Below are 15,176 nucleotides of genomic sequence, written 5' to 3' on the forward strand. Positions count from 1 at the left end.
ACCTACCCGGCCTGATATCTTGCCCCTGCGCAGTAAGAGGAAGAATCTACTTCAACACATACCCGTACAAGCGCTTGATCCCGTCGGCATCCTTCTCGCTGTACACGCCCTGGAGTTCTGGCGAGAAGCCCGGCAGCAGATTCACGCCCTCTTCCAGCGCCAGGAAATAGCGCTGCACCGCTCCGCCCCACACTTCCCCCGGAACCACGCATAGCACACCCGGCGGATAGGGCAGCGCGCCTTCGGCCGCAATGCGCCCTTCGGCTTCGCTGATGCGCACCAGCTCCACGTTGCCACGAATGTAGGCCTGGTTGGCATCCTGCGGATTCATCACCACCGCAGGCAGGCTCGCTTTGCGGAACATCGCTTTTTGCAGATCTTTAACGTTGAAGCTGACGTAAAGATCGTGCATCTCCTGACAGAGGTCGCGAATCGAATAGTCACGATAGCGGACCGGATACTTGTTGAAGATGGTCGGCAAGACTTCGGCAAGCGGCGTGTCGTCTTCGATATGCTGCTCAAACTGCCCCAGCATCGCCACCAGCTGCGCCATCTTCTCCGCACTTTCAGCGGGGGTCAGCAGGAACAGAATCGAGTTCAGATCGCACTTCTCCGGCACGATGCCGTTTTCACGCAGGTAGTGAGCAAGGATCGTGGCTGGGATGCCGAAATCCGTGTAATCACCGGTTTGTGCGTCGATGCCCGGCGTGGTCAGCAGCAGTTTGCAAGGATCGACAAAATACTGCTCGTCAGCATAGCCTTCAAAACCGTGCCATTTCGCGCCCGGTTCAAAGCTGAAGAATCGACGCTCGCTGGCAATGGCGTGCGTCGGATGATCCTGCCACGGACGCCCCGCCACCACCGGTGGAATAAAGGGTTTGATCATCTTGCAGTTGGCAATAATCGCCTTGCGCGCGTCGATTCCAAGCTCAACGCACTCCGCCCACAGCCTGCGTCCGCTCTCCCCTTCATGGATTTTGGCGTTGATATCCAGCGCGGCAAACAGCGGATAAAACGGGCTGGTAGAGGCGTGCAGCATAAACGCATTGTTCAGGCGCTTGTGCGGGCAGAATCGCGCCTGGCCACGGATATGATTATCCTTTTTATGGATCTGCGACGTTTGCGAGAACCCGGCCTGCTGCTTGTGCACCGATTGGGTCACAAATATTCCAGGATCGTTCTCGTTCAGTTCCAGTAACAGCGGCGAACTGTCGGCCATCATCGGGATAAACTGCTCGTAACCGACCCAGGCGGAGTCAAACAGGATGTAGTCGCACAGGTGGCCGATCTTGTCGATCACCTGACGGGCGTTGTAGATCGTGCCATCGTAGGTGCCGAGCTGGATCACCGCCAGTCGGAATGGACGCGCATCCTGGGCCTTATCGGGCGCCACGTCGCGGATCATTTCACGCAGGTAAGCATCGTCAAAACAGTGCTCGTCGATGCCGCCGATAAAGCCAAACGGATTACGCGCGGCTTCCAGATACACCGGCGTGGCTCCCGCCTGAATCAGCGCCCCATGGTGGTTAGATTTGTGGTTGTTGCGGTCGAAAAGCACCAAATCGCCGCGCGTCAGCAGCGCATTGGTGACCACTTTATTGGCGGCAGACGTTCCGTTAAGCACAAAGTAGGTTTTATCCGCGTTAAAGACTTTTGCCGCGAACTTTTGCGCATCTTTGGCAGAACCTTCATGGATGAGCAGATCCCCGAGTTTGACGTCTGCATTGCACATATCCGCACGAAAAACGTTCTCACCAAAAAAGTCGAAGAACTGACGTCCTGCCGGGTGCTTCCTGAAAAAGGCACCATGCTGATGACCCGGGCAGGCGAAGGTGCTGTTGTTCATCGCCACATACTGACTCAGGGTGTCAAAAAAGGGTGGCAGTAAGTTCTCTTCATAGCCACAGGCTGCTGCTTCCAGTTCCAGAAACTCCTGCGCTTTACCGCTAATCACACCGGTAACACCGTCTGTCGCGACATCTGGCTCTTGCGAGAAGATGAATACCGGAATCTCGAATCCCGTACGTTTCAGTAACGCAAGAATACCGCTGCGGCTTTCGGCCAACGTCATGACGACTGCCGCCACGTCCGTAAAATCGGTGTTATCCAGGGTCACCTTTTCCCGGTGAGTGGACAGCGCGGACACCAGCTCATGGCTGACGGCAATTTTTAGTGATTTCATAGGCGTAAATACCCGTTTCAAGGGGAGAAGAAATCCAGACAGGAGGGGAAAATTCGCGCAATAATGTCACCTTTCATTTTGAGGTGCAAGAAACAAACTTTATGCACATCTCAGTGGGAAAGCAGGCAGCTTATGGCCTCCATCATGTAATAATAATGCAAGATCAATGATTAAATAGCGGGAGTGTATTTTGGTTATTGGACCCTTTATCAATGCCGGAGCCGTACTGCTGGGTGGCGTGCTGGGCGCGGTATTAAGCCAGAGATTACCTGAGCGTATTCGCACTTCGATGCCCTCCATCTTTGGACTGGCATCCCTCGGAATCGGTATTTTGCTGGTTATCAAATGCGCCAATTTACCTGTGATGGTGCTGGCGACGCTGCTCGGCGCGCTGATTGGTGAGTTTTGCTATCTGGAGAAAGGGATTAATGGTGCCGTGAGTAAAGCCAAAAATCTCATCTCCCGCCCGGGGAAAGTGGCTAGCGGTTCCCATGAGACGTTTATTCAGAACTATGTGGCGATCATTATTCTGTTCTGCGCCAGCGGCACGGGGATTTTTGGCTCGATGCAGGAAGGGATGACTGGCGACCCCAGCATTCTGATCGCCAAGGCTTTTCTCGACTTCTTTACCGCCACCATTTTCGCTACCACGCTCGGGATTGCCGTCGCCGCGATCTGTGTGCCGATGCTGATGATTCAACTGGCGCTCGCCACCTGTGCCGCGCTGATTCTCCCGTTAACGACACCAGCGATGATGGCCGACTTCACCGCCGTGGGTGGCCTGCTGCTGCTGGCTACGGGGCTTCGCATCTGCGGCATTAAGATGTTTGCGGTGGTGAATATGCTCCCCGCGCTGGTGCTCGCCATGCCGCTCTCCGCGCTGTGGACCCACTTTTTTGCCTAAGTTGCCAGCAAACTGGTGAGAGAGTGTGCAGTCCGTTGCGAAATCGATAAATTTCGTTGACGGAAGGGCCCCAATCGGGTTTAATGCGCCCCGTTGCCCGGATAGCTCAGTCGGTAGAGCAGGGGATTGAAAATCCCCGTGTCCTTGGTTCGATTCCGAGTCCGGGCACCACTATTTAAAGAAACCAGCTTAACGGCTGGTTTTTTGCTTTCTGGGGTTCCGGTAGATTTCTGGTCATGCTGGCCAAAGGAGGCACTGCTTTACACCTTGGGCCCCACCTGAGCATTTTCCTTTAGCGATGCCCTTCCGGTCATTGTGCCAACGTCTGCTGGTCTTCACTCTGCCAATAAATACTATTTCCACCAGATATACCTACTGGTGAATTGATGACAGCAAGGCAGCATCCGGTCTTTGTCCGGTCAGGAGAAGACAAGCAGCCTCGCTTCACTTCGGATGTGTGCAAAACACTACCGCGCCGGTAGGCTTGCTCAACCCCTCACAATCCCGGAAAGGATTCCCGGCCTTGCTCACGGTACTCAATAAAATCGGTTATCAGCCCTCCGTCAACCAACTTTTCCCAGCCACTGTTAAGCCTCCAGTAAGTGAAGTTAATGGCGGCGTTAAAATCCCTGCTGAGCAGCAATTTAGGTCTGGCATAGCGTCAATGAAGGTCCGTTCCGTGCCAGGAGCGGACATTGCTCACATCAGTCCAGAAGAGCACCATAGAAGCGGTAGTGAATAATTTGATGGGTTTACAGTGGTGAGTGATTAGAATAAACCACGTTAACAAATCATCATTATGGAGGCTGCTTAATGAGTTGCGAACAGTGTATAGATTTATGTGTTAAATACGTTATCCGTCAACCTGAACAGTTACGTAAGGCAATCCGTATCGCAAAGCATGCGCTCAGCAAAGGGATTCTGTTCGAAATTAACTCAGCGGATAACTGGAATCAATACAGCTTTCAAGAGTGTGCTGAAAAGATGATATGGGGCGATATAGTTGATTACCATTTTGTTTGTAAGCACTGTGGTACTCAGTTTGTATTGGGTGCTGAAACCTACCATGGCAGCGGTGGTTATTGGTCGCCTGAAAATGAAAAACCATCGGAAATATTTGACTAACATCCGCTCCTCGCTCAAGGCGGACTGTCTACCTGCCCCGGCAGCCATCCCTTTCGTAGGATATTTTTTACCAGCTGCCTCCTCCTTCATTTCACCAGCCCACCCACTACAACAAAACCGTTTTTACCTTTTTCGGATCTCCGGAGCGAAGAAGATAAATAAGTGCACTGAACGCGATAAATAAAGTTTTTTATTGCAACAATGGCGTTTCTGCAGAAAAAGAAAAATTCAAGCCTAAATAAGACTGTTTCAGCAACAAAGAGGAAAGGGATGTTATTCAGGTATTTTATCGATCTTTCTCTTACGCCCCGAATCGCCAACGATTTTACATGCACCGCATGGGTGATTTATGGAGTATACCCCGGGTGAACGAAACTGGCCCGTAGTAGCTTTTTCATTCTCATGAATCAGTAAAAACATTGACTAGGTAGAACGACCGTTCTACCATTAAGGTAACGTATAGACAGACCGTTCTACATTATGCTCATGTTACAGGTTATGCCCGATACACGAGAAAACATATCGGCAGACTGGCGCGGTGCAGCCTGAATGTCGTTCCTGACAAGTGACTCCGAGGTTAAACAAGATGGCTAAGGCCTCCGATATTGTTGTGCGGTGCCTGGAAAGCGAAGGCGTTGAGTATGTGTTCGGCATTCCCGGTGAGGAAAACCTCAGCTTGCTGGAATCTCTTCGTAAGTCGCAGATCAGGCTGGTGCTGACCCGTCATGAGCAGTCCGCCGGTTTCATGGCGGCCACCTACGGCCGCCTGACCGGCAGGGCAGGAGTGAGCTTGTCCACTCTTGGCCCTGGCGCCACCAACTTGGCTACTGCGGGCGCTTACGCGTATCTGGGTGGCATGCCGATGCTTATGATCACCGGTCAGAAACCGATCAAAAAGTCTAGGCAGAGTCGCTTTCAGATTATCGACGTATGCGGCATGATGGCCCCCATCACCAAATACACTCACCAGTTTGCTTCGGCAGACAATATCCCTTCACGCATGCGTGAAGCATTCCGCCTGGCTGAAGAAGAAAAACCGGGTGCCGTTCACCTAGAGCTGCCGGAGGACATTGCCTCCGAGCAGACCGACAGCATACCAATACCGCGCAGCCTTAACCGCTGGCCACTGGCTGAACATTCCGCTATTGACGCGGCCGTAGCGAAGTTGCGGAAGGCCCGCAGCCCAATCCTGGTGATCGGTGCGGGGGCCAGCCGCAAAATGCCTGCAAGGGCCCTGAAGAAGCTGATCGATAAAACCGGCATCCCGTTCGTTACCACGCAACTCGGCAAGGGGGTCGTGGACGAGCGTCACCCGCGCTTTGTGGGGAACGCAGCACTGTCCACCGGTGACTTTGTCCACCGGGCCTTCGAATCTGCTGACCTGATCGTCAATGTCGGTCATGACCTGAGCGAGAAACCACCGTTTCTGATGGTTCGCGGCAGTACCGAAGTCATTCATATCGACTACCGGTCCGCCGAAGCCGATGCCCTGTATTTTCCGCAGCTCGAAGTGACCGGAGATATCGCTGATGCTGTGTGGAGGATCGGCGATGGATTGAACAACACTGTACAGTGGGATTTCACCCGCCTTCTGGCGATTCGGGAGGCTAATGAGGCGCAGATTGCCGAAGGCGCAGATGATGACCGCTATCCGCTGTACCCACAACGTCTGGTAGCGGACGTTCGTCGTGCAATGCCGTCTGAAGGCATCGTGGCACTGGACAACGGTATTTATAAGATCTGGTTTGCCCGCAACTACAAGGCGCACAAACCGAATACGGTTCTGCTCGACAATGCCCTGGCGACCATGGGAGCTGGCCTGCCGTCAGCAATGGCCGCGCATCTGGTTTATCCGGATCGGCCGGTGATTGCCGTGTGCGGCGATGGCGGCTTCATGATGAACAGCCAGGAGCTTGAAACCGCACTGCGCTTAGGCATGCACATAACCGTCGTCATACTGCGTGACGACGGTTATGGCATGATCCGCTGCAAGCAAACCAGAATGGGTTACGCCGAATTCGCTGTGGGCTACGGCAACCCGGACTTTGTGAAATATGCAGAAGCGTACGGCGCCAATGGTTACCGTGTTGAAAGCGCCGGAGCCCTTCTCCCCCTGCTGGAACACTGCGTTAAGACCCCAGGCGTTCACGTAATTGACTGCCCGGTCGACTACGGCGAGAACGATCGGATCCTTAATGATGAATTGCGCGCGAGGTCGCTGGCCGTCTGAGGCGGATACAAAGCCGCCGGATTACGGCGCCTGTTGGGTTACGTCCGGCCGCCGGCGTGCTGTTGCTTTCGGTTCGGGGTGTGTAAAAACGTGGCCGACCACTGGCAACGAGCAGGCCGGTCCGCGTCCTGTGCAGATACCACACAAAACGGACAGAGGAAGACTGCCGTCGCCTGAGTGAGTCAGGCGGTGCTGGCCGACTCGCTCAAAACCCGTCCCCGAAAAACCGGAACCGTTCACAGTTCTATTTCTACGTGCCCTTCCGCAGGAACAGCACAGCAAACCAGCACCTCGCCGTCGGCGGGAGCGATCGCCGGCTGGCGTGGATAATGCACGCTTCCGGAAACCAGCCGGGCGGCGCATGAGCCACATTTGCCTGAACGGCAGTTGTAGCCGGGCCTGAGACCCGCAGCCTCAGCAACGTCCAGAAGAGTCCCGCTCTGACTCGTCCACTCGGCGTTGACTTCAGATGAGGTAAAAGTGATCTGTGCACTCTCGGGAAGTACTGCGGCCGGGAATACCTCCCCGGGTTCCCCGAGCTCGCCGGCACCGAAGAACTCATGGTGGATATGTGAAGGATCCACGCCAATTTCACGTAACCCCGCATAAAGTGATTGCATGAAACTTTCCGGCCCGCACAAGTAAAACTGATAGCCGCCAAAGGGTAGCAGCCTGCTGAGAGCATCCACGCTGAGCCGCACCTCAGTGTCGTGTGTATCCCCCAGTTTGTCCTCCAGGCCGGGAGCACTGTATGCCGTGAAGAGGCGAAGCCAGTCGTATCTTCGGGCCATGGCCCTGAGCTCGCGACGAAACGCCTGACTGGCGCTGTTCTGTGTCGCATGAACGAAGTAAACCATGCGACGGGATGCCCCTTTTTCAAGGGCCAGTATCTGCGCATCAAGCATGGCCATCATGGGTGTTATACCCACGCCCCCGGAAAGCATGACGATCGGCTGGGTACTGTCATCCAGCACGAAGCTGCCCGCAGGTGACCCTACCTCGATGACGTCCCCGGCTTCACAATGGTCGTGCAGCAGCCGGGACGCCACCCCGTATTCTTCCCGCTTGACCGAGAGGCGATAGTTCTGCCCGTTTGGTCCCTGCGAAATTGTGTAACTACGCTGAATTACCTCACCATTGCTTCGAAGTCGTACCGGCAGGAACTGTCCCGCCTGATGCATTTCAACCGAACCACCATCTGCAGGTGTAAGGTAGAAAGAGGTGATGTTATCGCTCTCTTTAATCTTCGACGCTACCCGGAAGCGCCTGTAGCCACCCGTTTTGAGTGCGGTCAGACGCGCATCGTTCCAGGTGCCCGTGGCAACAAGTCCGGGCCACGGCTCGGATTCGGGCCCGATAACCGGCACCACGGCACTGGCATGCCAGATTTCTTCCGGTACCACGTCTACGATGCGCTCGGCACCCTCAAACGACCTAATACGGTCGGGGTCCCAGTCGACGGAACCGCGCCCCGTGAGCACCACTGCCTCACCTGTTTCAAAATCCGGAACGAACAGGCCGACCCGGCCGTCGCTCTCGATGTTGCCCAGCGTGTTGAAAAAGCGATTGCCGGAGAAATCGGGAAAGGAGAGCGTGCCGTCCCCGTTGATACCGAGAAATCCCGGACGCCCGCCCCGGTGCGAGGCATCGACACCGGCGCTTCCACCATCCAGCGAACCAGCCGCACGGGAGGCGATAAAGAAAGTGTCAGCGGCCTCAATAATCCGACGAACTTCCGGATCGGTCAGGCTGCCGCGCCGTCGACTCACAGCTCCCGGCTCGTCCTTGCCAGGAGGCAGCTGCCGAGCCTGAATATACTGCGGACAGTTTCCGAAGCTCTGATCGACCCCGATGGTCATTACACCTGCTGAGGCATGCTGTATCCGGCCATTCACTCGATTGCGGCGTCTGCTTAACAGGTCAATCCCGAGCGAACCAACGCTGGCGCCGGGGGACAGATCCAGGCCGAGTTCACGTGAAAGAACGGGGTTCCGGTGGATCTCTAGTGTGTCCGGTGTGGGGGAAACCAGAAAACCTGGTGAACCGAGGGCCGGAACGCACCACGGCCGGCCGTCTGAATCGAGCAGTCCCAGAATCACCATCTGGATATTTTCAAAGAAGTTACGATGTTGCAGAGGCATCTCGGTGCGTACAAAACCTTCCACCTGCTTAAGCCATTCCTCTGGCACTTCGGCACGTGCCTGTACTGCACGTTCACCGTCATGAAAGACACTGCGTGTCTGCTGCATGGGGCACCCCCTGGGATCGTTTACCGTTGCTGTAAGGCCAGAACCCGCTTCGACGAAGCGAAATAATCACTGGCACCTGAAGCGAGAAAATTGCCTTCACTGTAGGCGTAAAAAGCCTGTCAAATGCCCCACGGATCCCATGCCACATCATTCTAAATGTATGGCTCATGCAGAGGAGCAGCCCGGCCCCCCGTCCTGCGGTGAGCAATCCGGCTAACAGGACGGCAATCGCACAGGCAACAGCCGCCAGGGACATTACCCTGATATAGCATCACGGTAATGTCCCTGGCACAGGGCATCAGAAACTAGTTAACCCGGGTAATAGAATTCAACCCGTATGCCGCTCGGTTCGTAGCACATCATGTGCATAGACGGCCCCTCGCGGAGCAGGGTGGGCTCAAATTCAATTTCAACCTGATTTGCCTTCAACACTTCAAGGATCTGGTAAAGGCCCTCTTTAGTCTCCACCTGCAAAGCCAGGTGATGGAGTCCGACATTGTTTTTACGATTGAACTGAATGGGTTCTTCTGTTTGCGTTTTCCAGAGTGTGAGCATCACAGCACCGTCTTTCACGAAGATGGCCGGGTAATCGTCGCGTCGTTTGACTTCCTGCCAGCCCAGTAAATCAGTGAAGAACGCTGCGCTCTCTTCAAGATTTGATACGGCTAAACCAACATGTTGTACACCATGAGTCAATGGCATTGTTCCTGTCCTCTTGTTAATGGATCTGTTTAGGCCCGATCGTCAACCGGCAAGCGCGCCTGTGGTATGTGAAATTTCTGTTTAGCTTCGAACAGCCGTGCCTTTCATCGGGAAAACAGTGGCTACCCATTTCTTTAAGCGAGCCTATTTGCCATTACTGCCCGCCCGGCTCCGGGCTGCTGAATGCCTGAAGTGGATCAACCCGACTGACGGACATGGAGGTCAAGAAATTCCCCGACGGCCTCGCGGTAAAAGACATTAACGTTACCTGCCCGCCTGTCGGGGTAGTGCATCTGCGCCGTCGTGTTATCTGCTATCGATAATCCCGAATGTGAAGGCGACATAGCAATCATCGCGTAACCATTAAAGTGTTTAATTGAAGGTTACACACAATTCTGGTAACCTGTCAAAATTATTTAATAGGTTACAGGTGCGTATGGAAATCAAAAATCTTTCTTCCCCGCCTCTCTTCCTGGCCGATAATCTCGCGCTGGACTTCATCAACAGTGAATACGGGACGGGCGAAGACCGGCATGATTGCTTCGATGATGCCAGGAGCGTTATCGACTGGCTGCAGACAGCGGGTCTTGTACCGAAAAGAGCTATGGCTCCGCCAAGATTACTTGAGGAGGCTCGCCAGCTGCGCAATGCAGCACGCGCGGTCGTGCATGCTGCCATGAAGACCAGTGAGTCAGACCTGACGGTGATTAACCGAATTCTTGAGACAGGGCGCCCTGAAACGCGGCTGAAATGGGAGCAGGATACACAGCGCTATCTTGTGGATGTTTGTTCAGGTGCTGGCAGCCCGGCAGGCCTCCTCTGGCCCATAGCCGATGCGCTTGTGAAGCTGGTCACGGATGAAAAGTTCAAATACGTGCGGCAGTGTGAAGCCCATAACTGCATTTTACTCTTTCACGATCTGAGTAAATCCCATCGCCGGCGCTGGTGCAGCATGGCCACCTGCGGCAATCGCATGAAAGTGGCCGCATTCCGAAACAGGAAAGCTTCATAGCCACTCAGGCCGCACCTCTGAAAGTGCGGCTTCAGGGCATGCAGGTAACAACATCAGCGTCCGTGTCTGCGGACACATTATTCTCTGCGTATTGGACGCAACGTGAACTGGATTATCCTGAACAACATACGCTATGTAATATCCCTGATGCCCTTAAATGGCGGGTACAGGCTGACGGTAGCCGGTGAGCGCACCAGTATTTCTCTCGACAGCGCTCAGATGGAACGAGCTATCAGGAAGCATCTGGGTTTATCAGGTTAGAGCCATCGTACAGAGTTAACCAGCAGCTTGAAGCTGCCTTGTTTTATATACCCCGCCCAATCCGGCGCCCTTATTCCGCATACTCTTTTCCCGTCAACAGCGTCTTCTCAAAATACCACCTGGTCACAAGAAATAATTTATTGTCAATTTAATGAGTTACAAGAATTATTTACCCTCCATTTCACCCGTAAAAAAAATAATCACAAATTAGTGCTTGACCAAGTAGAACGATCGTTCTACCTTTAAAGCATGAACAAGAGCTTAGCGAGAAGATCATGAACAAGAAGCCAACGGATACCCGGGAAAAAATCCTCACTACCGCTGAACAACTGATCTATCAGAACGGTATCCATGCCATGGGCATGGACCTTCTGGTGAAGACCTCAGGCGTCGCAAGGAAGAGTATTTATCGCCATTTCGCGAACAAGGAGGACGTGGCATCGGCCGCACTCAATGAGCGCGACGAACGCTGGATGCAGTGGTTCAGAACCGAGTCTGATAAAGGTGAAACGCCTCAGGATCGCATTCTCAACATGTTCACTGTTCTGAAAAGCTGGTTCGAGTCCGAAGGCTTCCGTGGCTGCGCCTTTATCAACACAGCCGGGGAGGTGGGAGATCCGGATGACCCCGTGCGCCAGATAGCGAAAATACATAAGCAGAAACTGCTGGATTATGCGCTCGAGCTCTGTGGGCAGCTGCACGCTGAACGCGCTTCGGAACTGGCCAAGCAGCTGCTGATTCTGATAGAGGGGGCTATCACCATGACATACGTCATGGGCGACAGGGACGCCGCTGATAACGCACGGGACGTTGCGAAAGTTTTGCTGGAACGGGTCTCAGCCGGGGCCTGAGTGAAGAGTATTGCTATTAACTACAAACCGGAATTAACAGGAGTTTTACCATGACTAATACACAAGTTCGTCCGCCGCTTCCGCCATTTACACTGGAAACGGCTATCGAGAAAGTTCGCCTGGCTGAAGATGGCTGGAACAGTCGCGACGCTGCAAAGGTCGCACTGGCTTACTCACTGGACACCAAATGGCGTAACCGTGCGGAGTTCGCGAATAATCGCGATGAAGCCGAAGCGTTCCTCGCCCGTAAGTGGAAGAAAGAGCACGAGTACCGCCTCATTAAGGAACTGTGGGCGTTTACCGGGAACCGCATCGCCGTCCGTTACGCATACGAGTGGCATGATGACTCGGGTAACTGGTTCCGTTCTTACGGCAACGAAAACTGGGAGTTTGAGGCCGATGGCCTGATGAAACGCCGCTTCGCATGCGTCAATGACATGCCTATCCAGGAAAGCGAGCGCAAGTTCTTCTGGCCGCTGGGACGCCGTCCTGACGATCATCCGAGCCTGTCTGACCTGGGTCTGTAAGTTATTCAGCTATCCCGCGTAAGGCCCGTGCCCACTGTCCTGGTCGGGGCTTTTCTCAACCGGTCGATGTAAAAATGCGAGCTGGTTGAGACGGGGGCTCTTAACTTTTTCTCGGCGCGTGGCATTCAGAAACAGGTAAAGCCATGTGCTTTGCCCATTTAGATAGCGCGCTATTTTATAGTGAGCAATATTATTAAGGTCGTACTATGAATATGAAATCTGTGTTGCTGACTGCCGCAATGGCAGCCGTTTCCGCCAACAGCTTTGCCGACGCGTCTCAGCCGGAGCGTCACGTGCGGGAGTTTCTCAATGTCCTGAACGGTGCCGGTGGCAAGCCTATTGAACAGTTGTCTCCGCAGGACGCGCGTCAGGTGCTGATCGGCGCCCAGAAAGGTGCGAAACTGCCTGCTGCTGACGTCACTGATAAAACGATCAACGTTGATGGCGGCTCCATCAAACTTCACATTGTGAAGCCTCATAACGCACAGGGTACCCTGCCGGTCTTTATGTTCTTCCACGGCGGCGGCTGGATACTGGGCGATTTTGCGACGCACGAACGTCTTGTTCGTGACCTGGTGACTGAGTCTGGTGCAGCGGCCGTCTTTGTCGACTATACGCCATCACCGGAAGCGCATTTCCCGGTTGCGATTAATCAGGCTTATGCAGCAACCCGCTGGGTTGCCGAGCACGGTAGCGAAATTGGCGTTGACGGCAGTCGTCTGGCGCTGGTAGGTAACAGCGTCGGCGGAAACATGGTTGCAGCCGTAGCGCTCCAGGCCAAACAGCATAAAGCGCCGGCGATCCGCTACGAAGTCATGCTCTGGCCTGTAACTGACGCGAATTTCAATACCGGGTCTTATAACCAGTATGAGAACGGGTATTTCCTGTCGCGTAATATGATGAAATGGTTCTGGGATGCCTACACCACTAAAGAAAGCGATCGTAACAACATCCTGGCGTCGCCGCTGCGCGCCACGCCTGAACAACTGAAGGGACTGCCTCCTACTCTGATTCAGACAGCCGAATTTGACGTGCTGCGCGATGAAGGTGAGACGTTTGGCCGCAAACTTGATGCCGCAGGTGTCGACGTGACGGTGACACGCTACAACGGGTTAATTCATGACTACGGCCTGCTGAACGCGCTGAGCGACGTGCCTGCCGTGCGGACCGCACTTGCTCAGGCCGGCGATGAGCTCAAAGAACACCTGAAATAACTGCCTGGACCGGCCGGCTTCATCGGTCGGTCGTTTTTGCCCTCTGCCACTGTCCGGACTGCCGCACGAACTTTATGAAACCGGACTATTTAGCATTTTTTGTACTTCCCCCGTTAAGCTTGCGACCTGTTGCCTGCCGGGGGCTTTTTTTTCGACTCAGTAATGTTGTCAGTCATCAACCCGGCTCGTGATCCTGCTGCAGGTCATGAAATCATAACCCGGTCCGACGGTAGCGTGACTCGAGCTTGTCGAGAAAAGTGAACAACACATTATTCATTTCTGTGTAGTCGTGGTTTCTTAACTCTTCCGCTGACTGGACAAACCGATAGTCTGCCGCCCGGCTCAGGTCATCGCTGGAATGCGCAATCAGTAGTTCAACAACGGACCGCGTGAGTTCCATGTGGCACTGAAACCCGTAGACCAGATCAGAATAAGCCACTATCTGTCGCGGGCAGCCTTCGCTCCAGGCGATAATTTCGGCCCCCGGCGTAAGTCCCGGCATATCGTTATGCCAGTGCCCGACGTCAAGCTGATGGCCGAAGTGAGAAAACAACAGGTTGTGCTCGCTCGCAGCGGTCATAAATACCGGAAACTTACCGATTTCTTTTTCCGGACTGTGGGCAAACGGAGCCCCCAGGGCTTCCCCAATCAACTGGGCGCCCAGGCAGACGCCGATGACGGCTTTACCCAGAAGAACTGCAGAGGCAATAAGCGCCTGTTCGGCAAGGGAATCAAAATGTGCACATTCATCAGGGGGGACGGACGGATCCTGTGGCCCTCCCATCACTACCAGCAGATCGATATTCCGAATATTGTCAGGTAGCTTTTGACCCGCATATACGCGCGAAAAGGTTACCTCGTGGCAACGAATCATAGCCCAGGTTTCGTACGCCCCGGGCGCTTCAAAATGTTCATGCACAATAAAATGCACGTGCATAGGTTTTTATCCTTCTGAGTCATTGTTAAGAAATGAGTCCTGCGCAAAATTACCCCCTGTACAAATAGGGACGGGTAATGCCAGTAGGATCATGATAAGCGTGAGGTTTGAATCTGAAATGCCAGTAAGCATCGATAAAGCGCCAAGACACGATGAATCAGCGGGCTGGTCAGCTACGGCCATTTCCTACCGGCGCGGGGGAGAGGATCCTCCTCATTATCACCTTGAAGGACAACTTTTATACGCCAGCAGTGGCGTTCTGCTGGTTGAGGCTGCAGGCAGGCGATGGGTCATTCCCCCTCAGCGGGGGCTCTGGCTCCCGCCGTTGATGGAACACTCCTACAGACTACTGTCGCATACGGAGCTGCGCGCGGTTTTCCTCAGCGGCAGCCTGATATCTGAGTGCACACATTTCGCAGAGAATAACCGGGTACACGTGATCGACGTGGTCCCGCTGGTAAAGGAGTTAATAGCTGGCCTGTTTAACAATGATTACCACACACTGACGAAGCGAAAAATGGCGCTTTTGCTTCTGGAAATCATCGGCGAAGCACCCTCCATACCCGCAGAGCTACCGATGCCGCAGGATGACCGATTATTCCGTGCTGCAGGGGAGTTGATGTTCAGTCATCGCTGGGAAACCACGTTATCTGATATGGCTGACACAGCAAACATGTCGGAAAGGTCTTTTTCCCGCCTGTTTTTACGCGATACGGGGTTCAGCTTCCGGACATGGAAGCAGCGGGCAAGAATATATGCATCACTGGATCTTCTTTCCGAAAAGGTATCAGTTAAACAAATTGCCTGGCAGCTAGGCTTTTCTTCGCCTGCTGCATTTTCAGCCGCATTTCGTGCAGTTATGGGGGTAACACCCGGTGATTTCTGACGGGTTTGGCCGGGGAGTGACGGCAAACCGGGCATTGCCGCTATCCGGCACCGTGACGATGCTGACACTGAAGCTTTCAGGCGCTCAACGAGGGAG

Annotated in this window: 12 protein-coding genes and 1 tRNA gene; 9 read left to right on the forward strand and 4 right to left on the reverse strand. The window is 54.0% G+C overall.

What is annotated here, in order from left to right; genetic code table 11:
* Positions 1 to 46 precede the first annotated feature (46 nt).
* On the reverse strand, positions 47 to 2,182 hold the full coding sequence (locus ABIE11_RS12990; protein ID WP_429184632.1) for an ornithine decarboxylase: 2,136 nt from the start codon (positions 2,180 to 2,182) through the stop codon (positions 47 to 49).
* A 190-nt stretch (positions 2,183 to 2,372) separates the two neighbouring features.
* Here ABIE11_RS12990 and ABIE11_RS12995 point away from each other — a divergent pair, with 190 nt between their 5' ends.
* From ABIE11_RS12995 to ABIE11_RS13010, 4 genes are all read left to right on the forward strand, one after another.
* On the forward strand, positions 2,373 to 3,086 hold the full coding sequence (locus tag ABIE11_RS12995) for a DUF554 domain-containing protein (RefSeq protein ID WP_107702868.1): 714 nt from the start codon (positions 2,373 to 2,375) through the stop codon (positions 3,084 to 3,086).
* A 95-nt stretch (positions 3,087 to 3,181) separates the two neighbouring features.
* Positions 3,182 to 3,257: transfer RNA gene (locus tag ABIE11_RS13000), tRNA-Phe, on the forward strand.
* Positions 3,258 to 3,899: 642 nt separating this feature from the next.
* Positions 3,900 to 4,211, forward strand: coding sequence for a hypothetical protein (locus ABIE11_RS13005; protein WP_429184633.1), 312 nt, complete (start codon positions 3,900 to 3,902; stop codon positions 4,209 to 4,211).
* A 586-nt stretch (positions 4,212 to 4,797) separates the two neighbouring features.
* Positions 4,798 to 6,441, forward strand: coding sequence for an acetolactate synthase large subunit (locus tag ABIE11_RS13010; RefSeq protein WP_429184634.1), 1,644 nt, complete (start codon positions 4,798 to 4,800; stop codon positions 6,439 to 6,441).
* Positions 6,442 to 6,677: 236 nt separating this feature from the next.
* Here the strand turns inward: ABIE11_RS13010 and ABIE11_RS13015 are convergent, their stop codons facing one another.
* Together ABIE11_RS13015 and ABIE11_RS13020 are read right to left on the reverse strand one after the other, a co-directional pair.
* On the reverse strand, positions 6,678 to 8,690 hold the full coding sequence (locus ABIE11_RS13015) for a pyridoxamine 5'-phosphate oxidase family protein (RefSeq protein WP_429184635.1): 2,013 nt from the start codon (positions 8,688 to 8,690) through the stop codon (positions 6,678 to 6,680).
* A 309-nt stretch (positions 8,691 to 8,999) separates the two neighbouring features.
* Complete coding sequence (locus ABIE11_RS13020) at positions 9,000 to 9,392, reverse strand: VOC family protein (RefSeq protein ID WP_032650478.1); 393 nt, start codon at positions 9,390 to 9,392, stop codon at positions 9,000 to 9,002.
* Between the two features lie 436 nt (positions 9,393 to 9,828).
* Here ABIE11_RS13020 and ABIE11_RS13025 point away from each other — a divergent pair, with 436 nt between their 5' ends.
* The 4 genes from ABIE11_RS13025 to ABIE11_RS13040 all read left to right on the forward strand — a co-directional run bounded on the left by ABIE11_RS13025 (position 9,829) and on the right by ABIE11_RS13040 (position 13,257).
* Complete coding sequence (locus ABIE11_RS13025; protein WP_429184636.1) at positions 9,829 to 10,404, forward strand: CGNR zinc finger domain-containing protein; 576 nt, start codon at positions 9,829 to 9,831, stop codon at positions 10,402 to 10,404.
* Between the two features lie 536 nt (positions 10,405 to 10,940).
* Entirely contained in the window at positions 10,941 to 11,516 is a 576-nt protein-coding gene (locus ABIE11_RS13030) for a TetR/AcrR family transcriptional regulator (RefSeq protein WP_429184637.1), read from the forward strand.
* Positions 11,517 to 11,566: 50 nt separating this feature from the next.
* The gene (locus tag ABIE11_RS13035; protein WP_429184638.1) at positions 11,567 to 12,043 is read left to right on the forward strand and encodes a DUF1348 family protein; all 477 of its coding nucleotides are present in this window, start codon (positions 11,567 to 11,569) and stop codon (positions 12,041 to 12,043) included.
* A 206-nt stretch (positions 12,044 to 12,249) separates the two neighbouring features.
* Entirely contained in the window at positions 12,250 to 13,257 is a 1,008-nt protein-coding gene (locus tag ABIE11_RS13040) for an alpha/beta hydrolase (protein WP_429184639.1), read from the forward strand.
* Between the two features lie 211 nt (positions 13,258 to 13,468).
* Here the strand turns inward: ABIE11_RS13040 and ABIE11_RS13045 are convergent, their stop codons facing one another.
* On the reverse strand, positions 13,469 to 14,194 hold the full coding sequence (locus tag ABIE11_RS13045; protein ID WP_429184640.1) for a type 1 glutamine amidotransferase: 726 nt from the start codon (positions 14,192 to 14,194) through the stop codon (positions 13,469 to 13,471).
* A gap of 118 nt (positions 14,195 to 14,312) precedes the next feature.
* On the opposite strand from ABIE11_RS13045, the gene ABIE11_RS13050 reads away from it, so the two are divergent.
* Positions 14,313 to 15,080, forward strand: a complete 768-nt coding sequence (locus ABIE11_RS13050; RefSeq protein WP_429184641.1) for an AraC family transcriptional regulator — start codon at positions 14,313 to 14,315, stop codon at positions 15,078 to 15,080.
* Positions 15,081 to 15,176: the final 96 nt, after the last annotated feature.

The sequence above is a fragment of the Lelliottia sp. 489 genome, from assembly GCF_050435885.1.
Classification (GTDB): Bacteria; Pseudomonadota; Gammaproteobacteria; order Enterobacterales; family Enterobacteriaceae; genus Enterobacter; species Enterobacter nimipressuralis.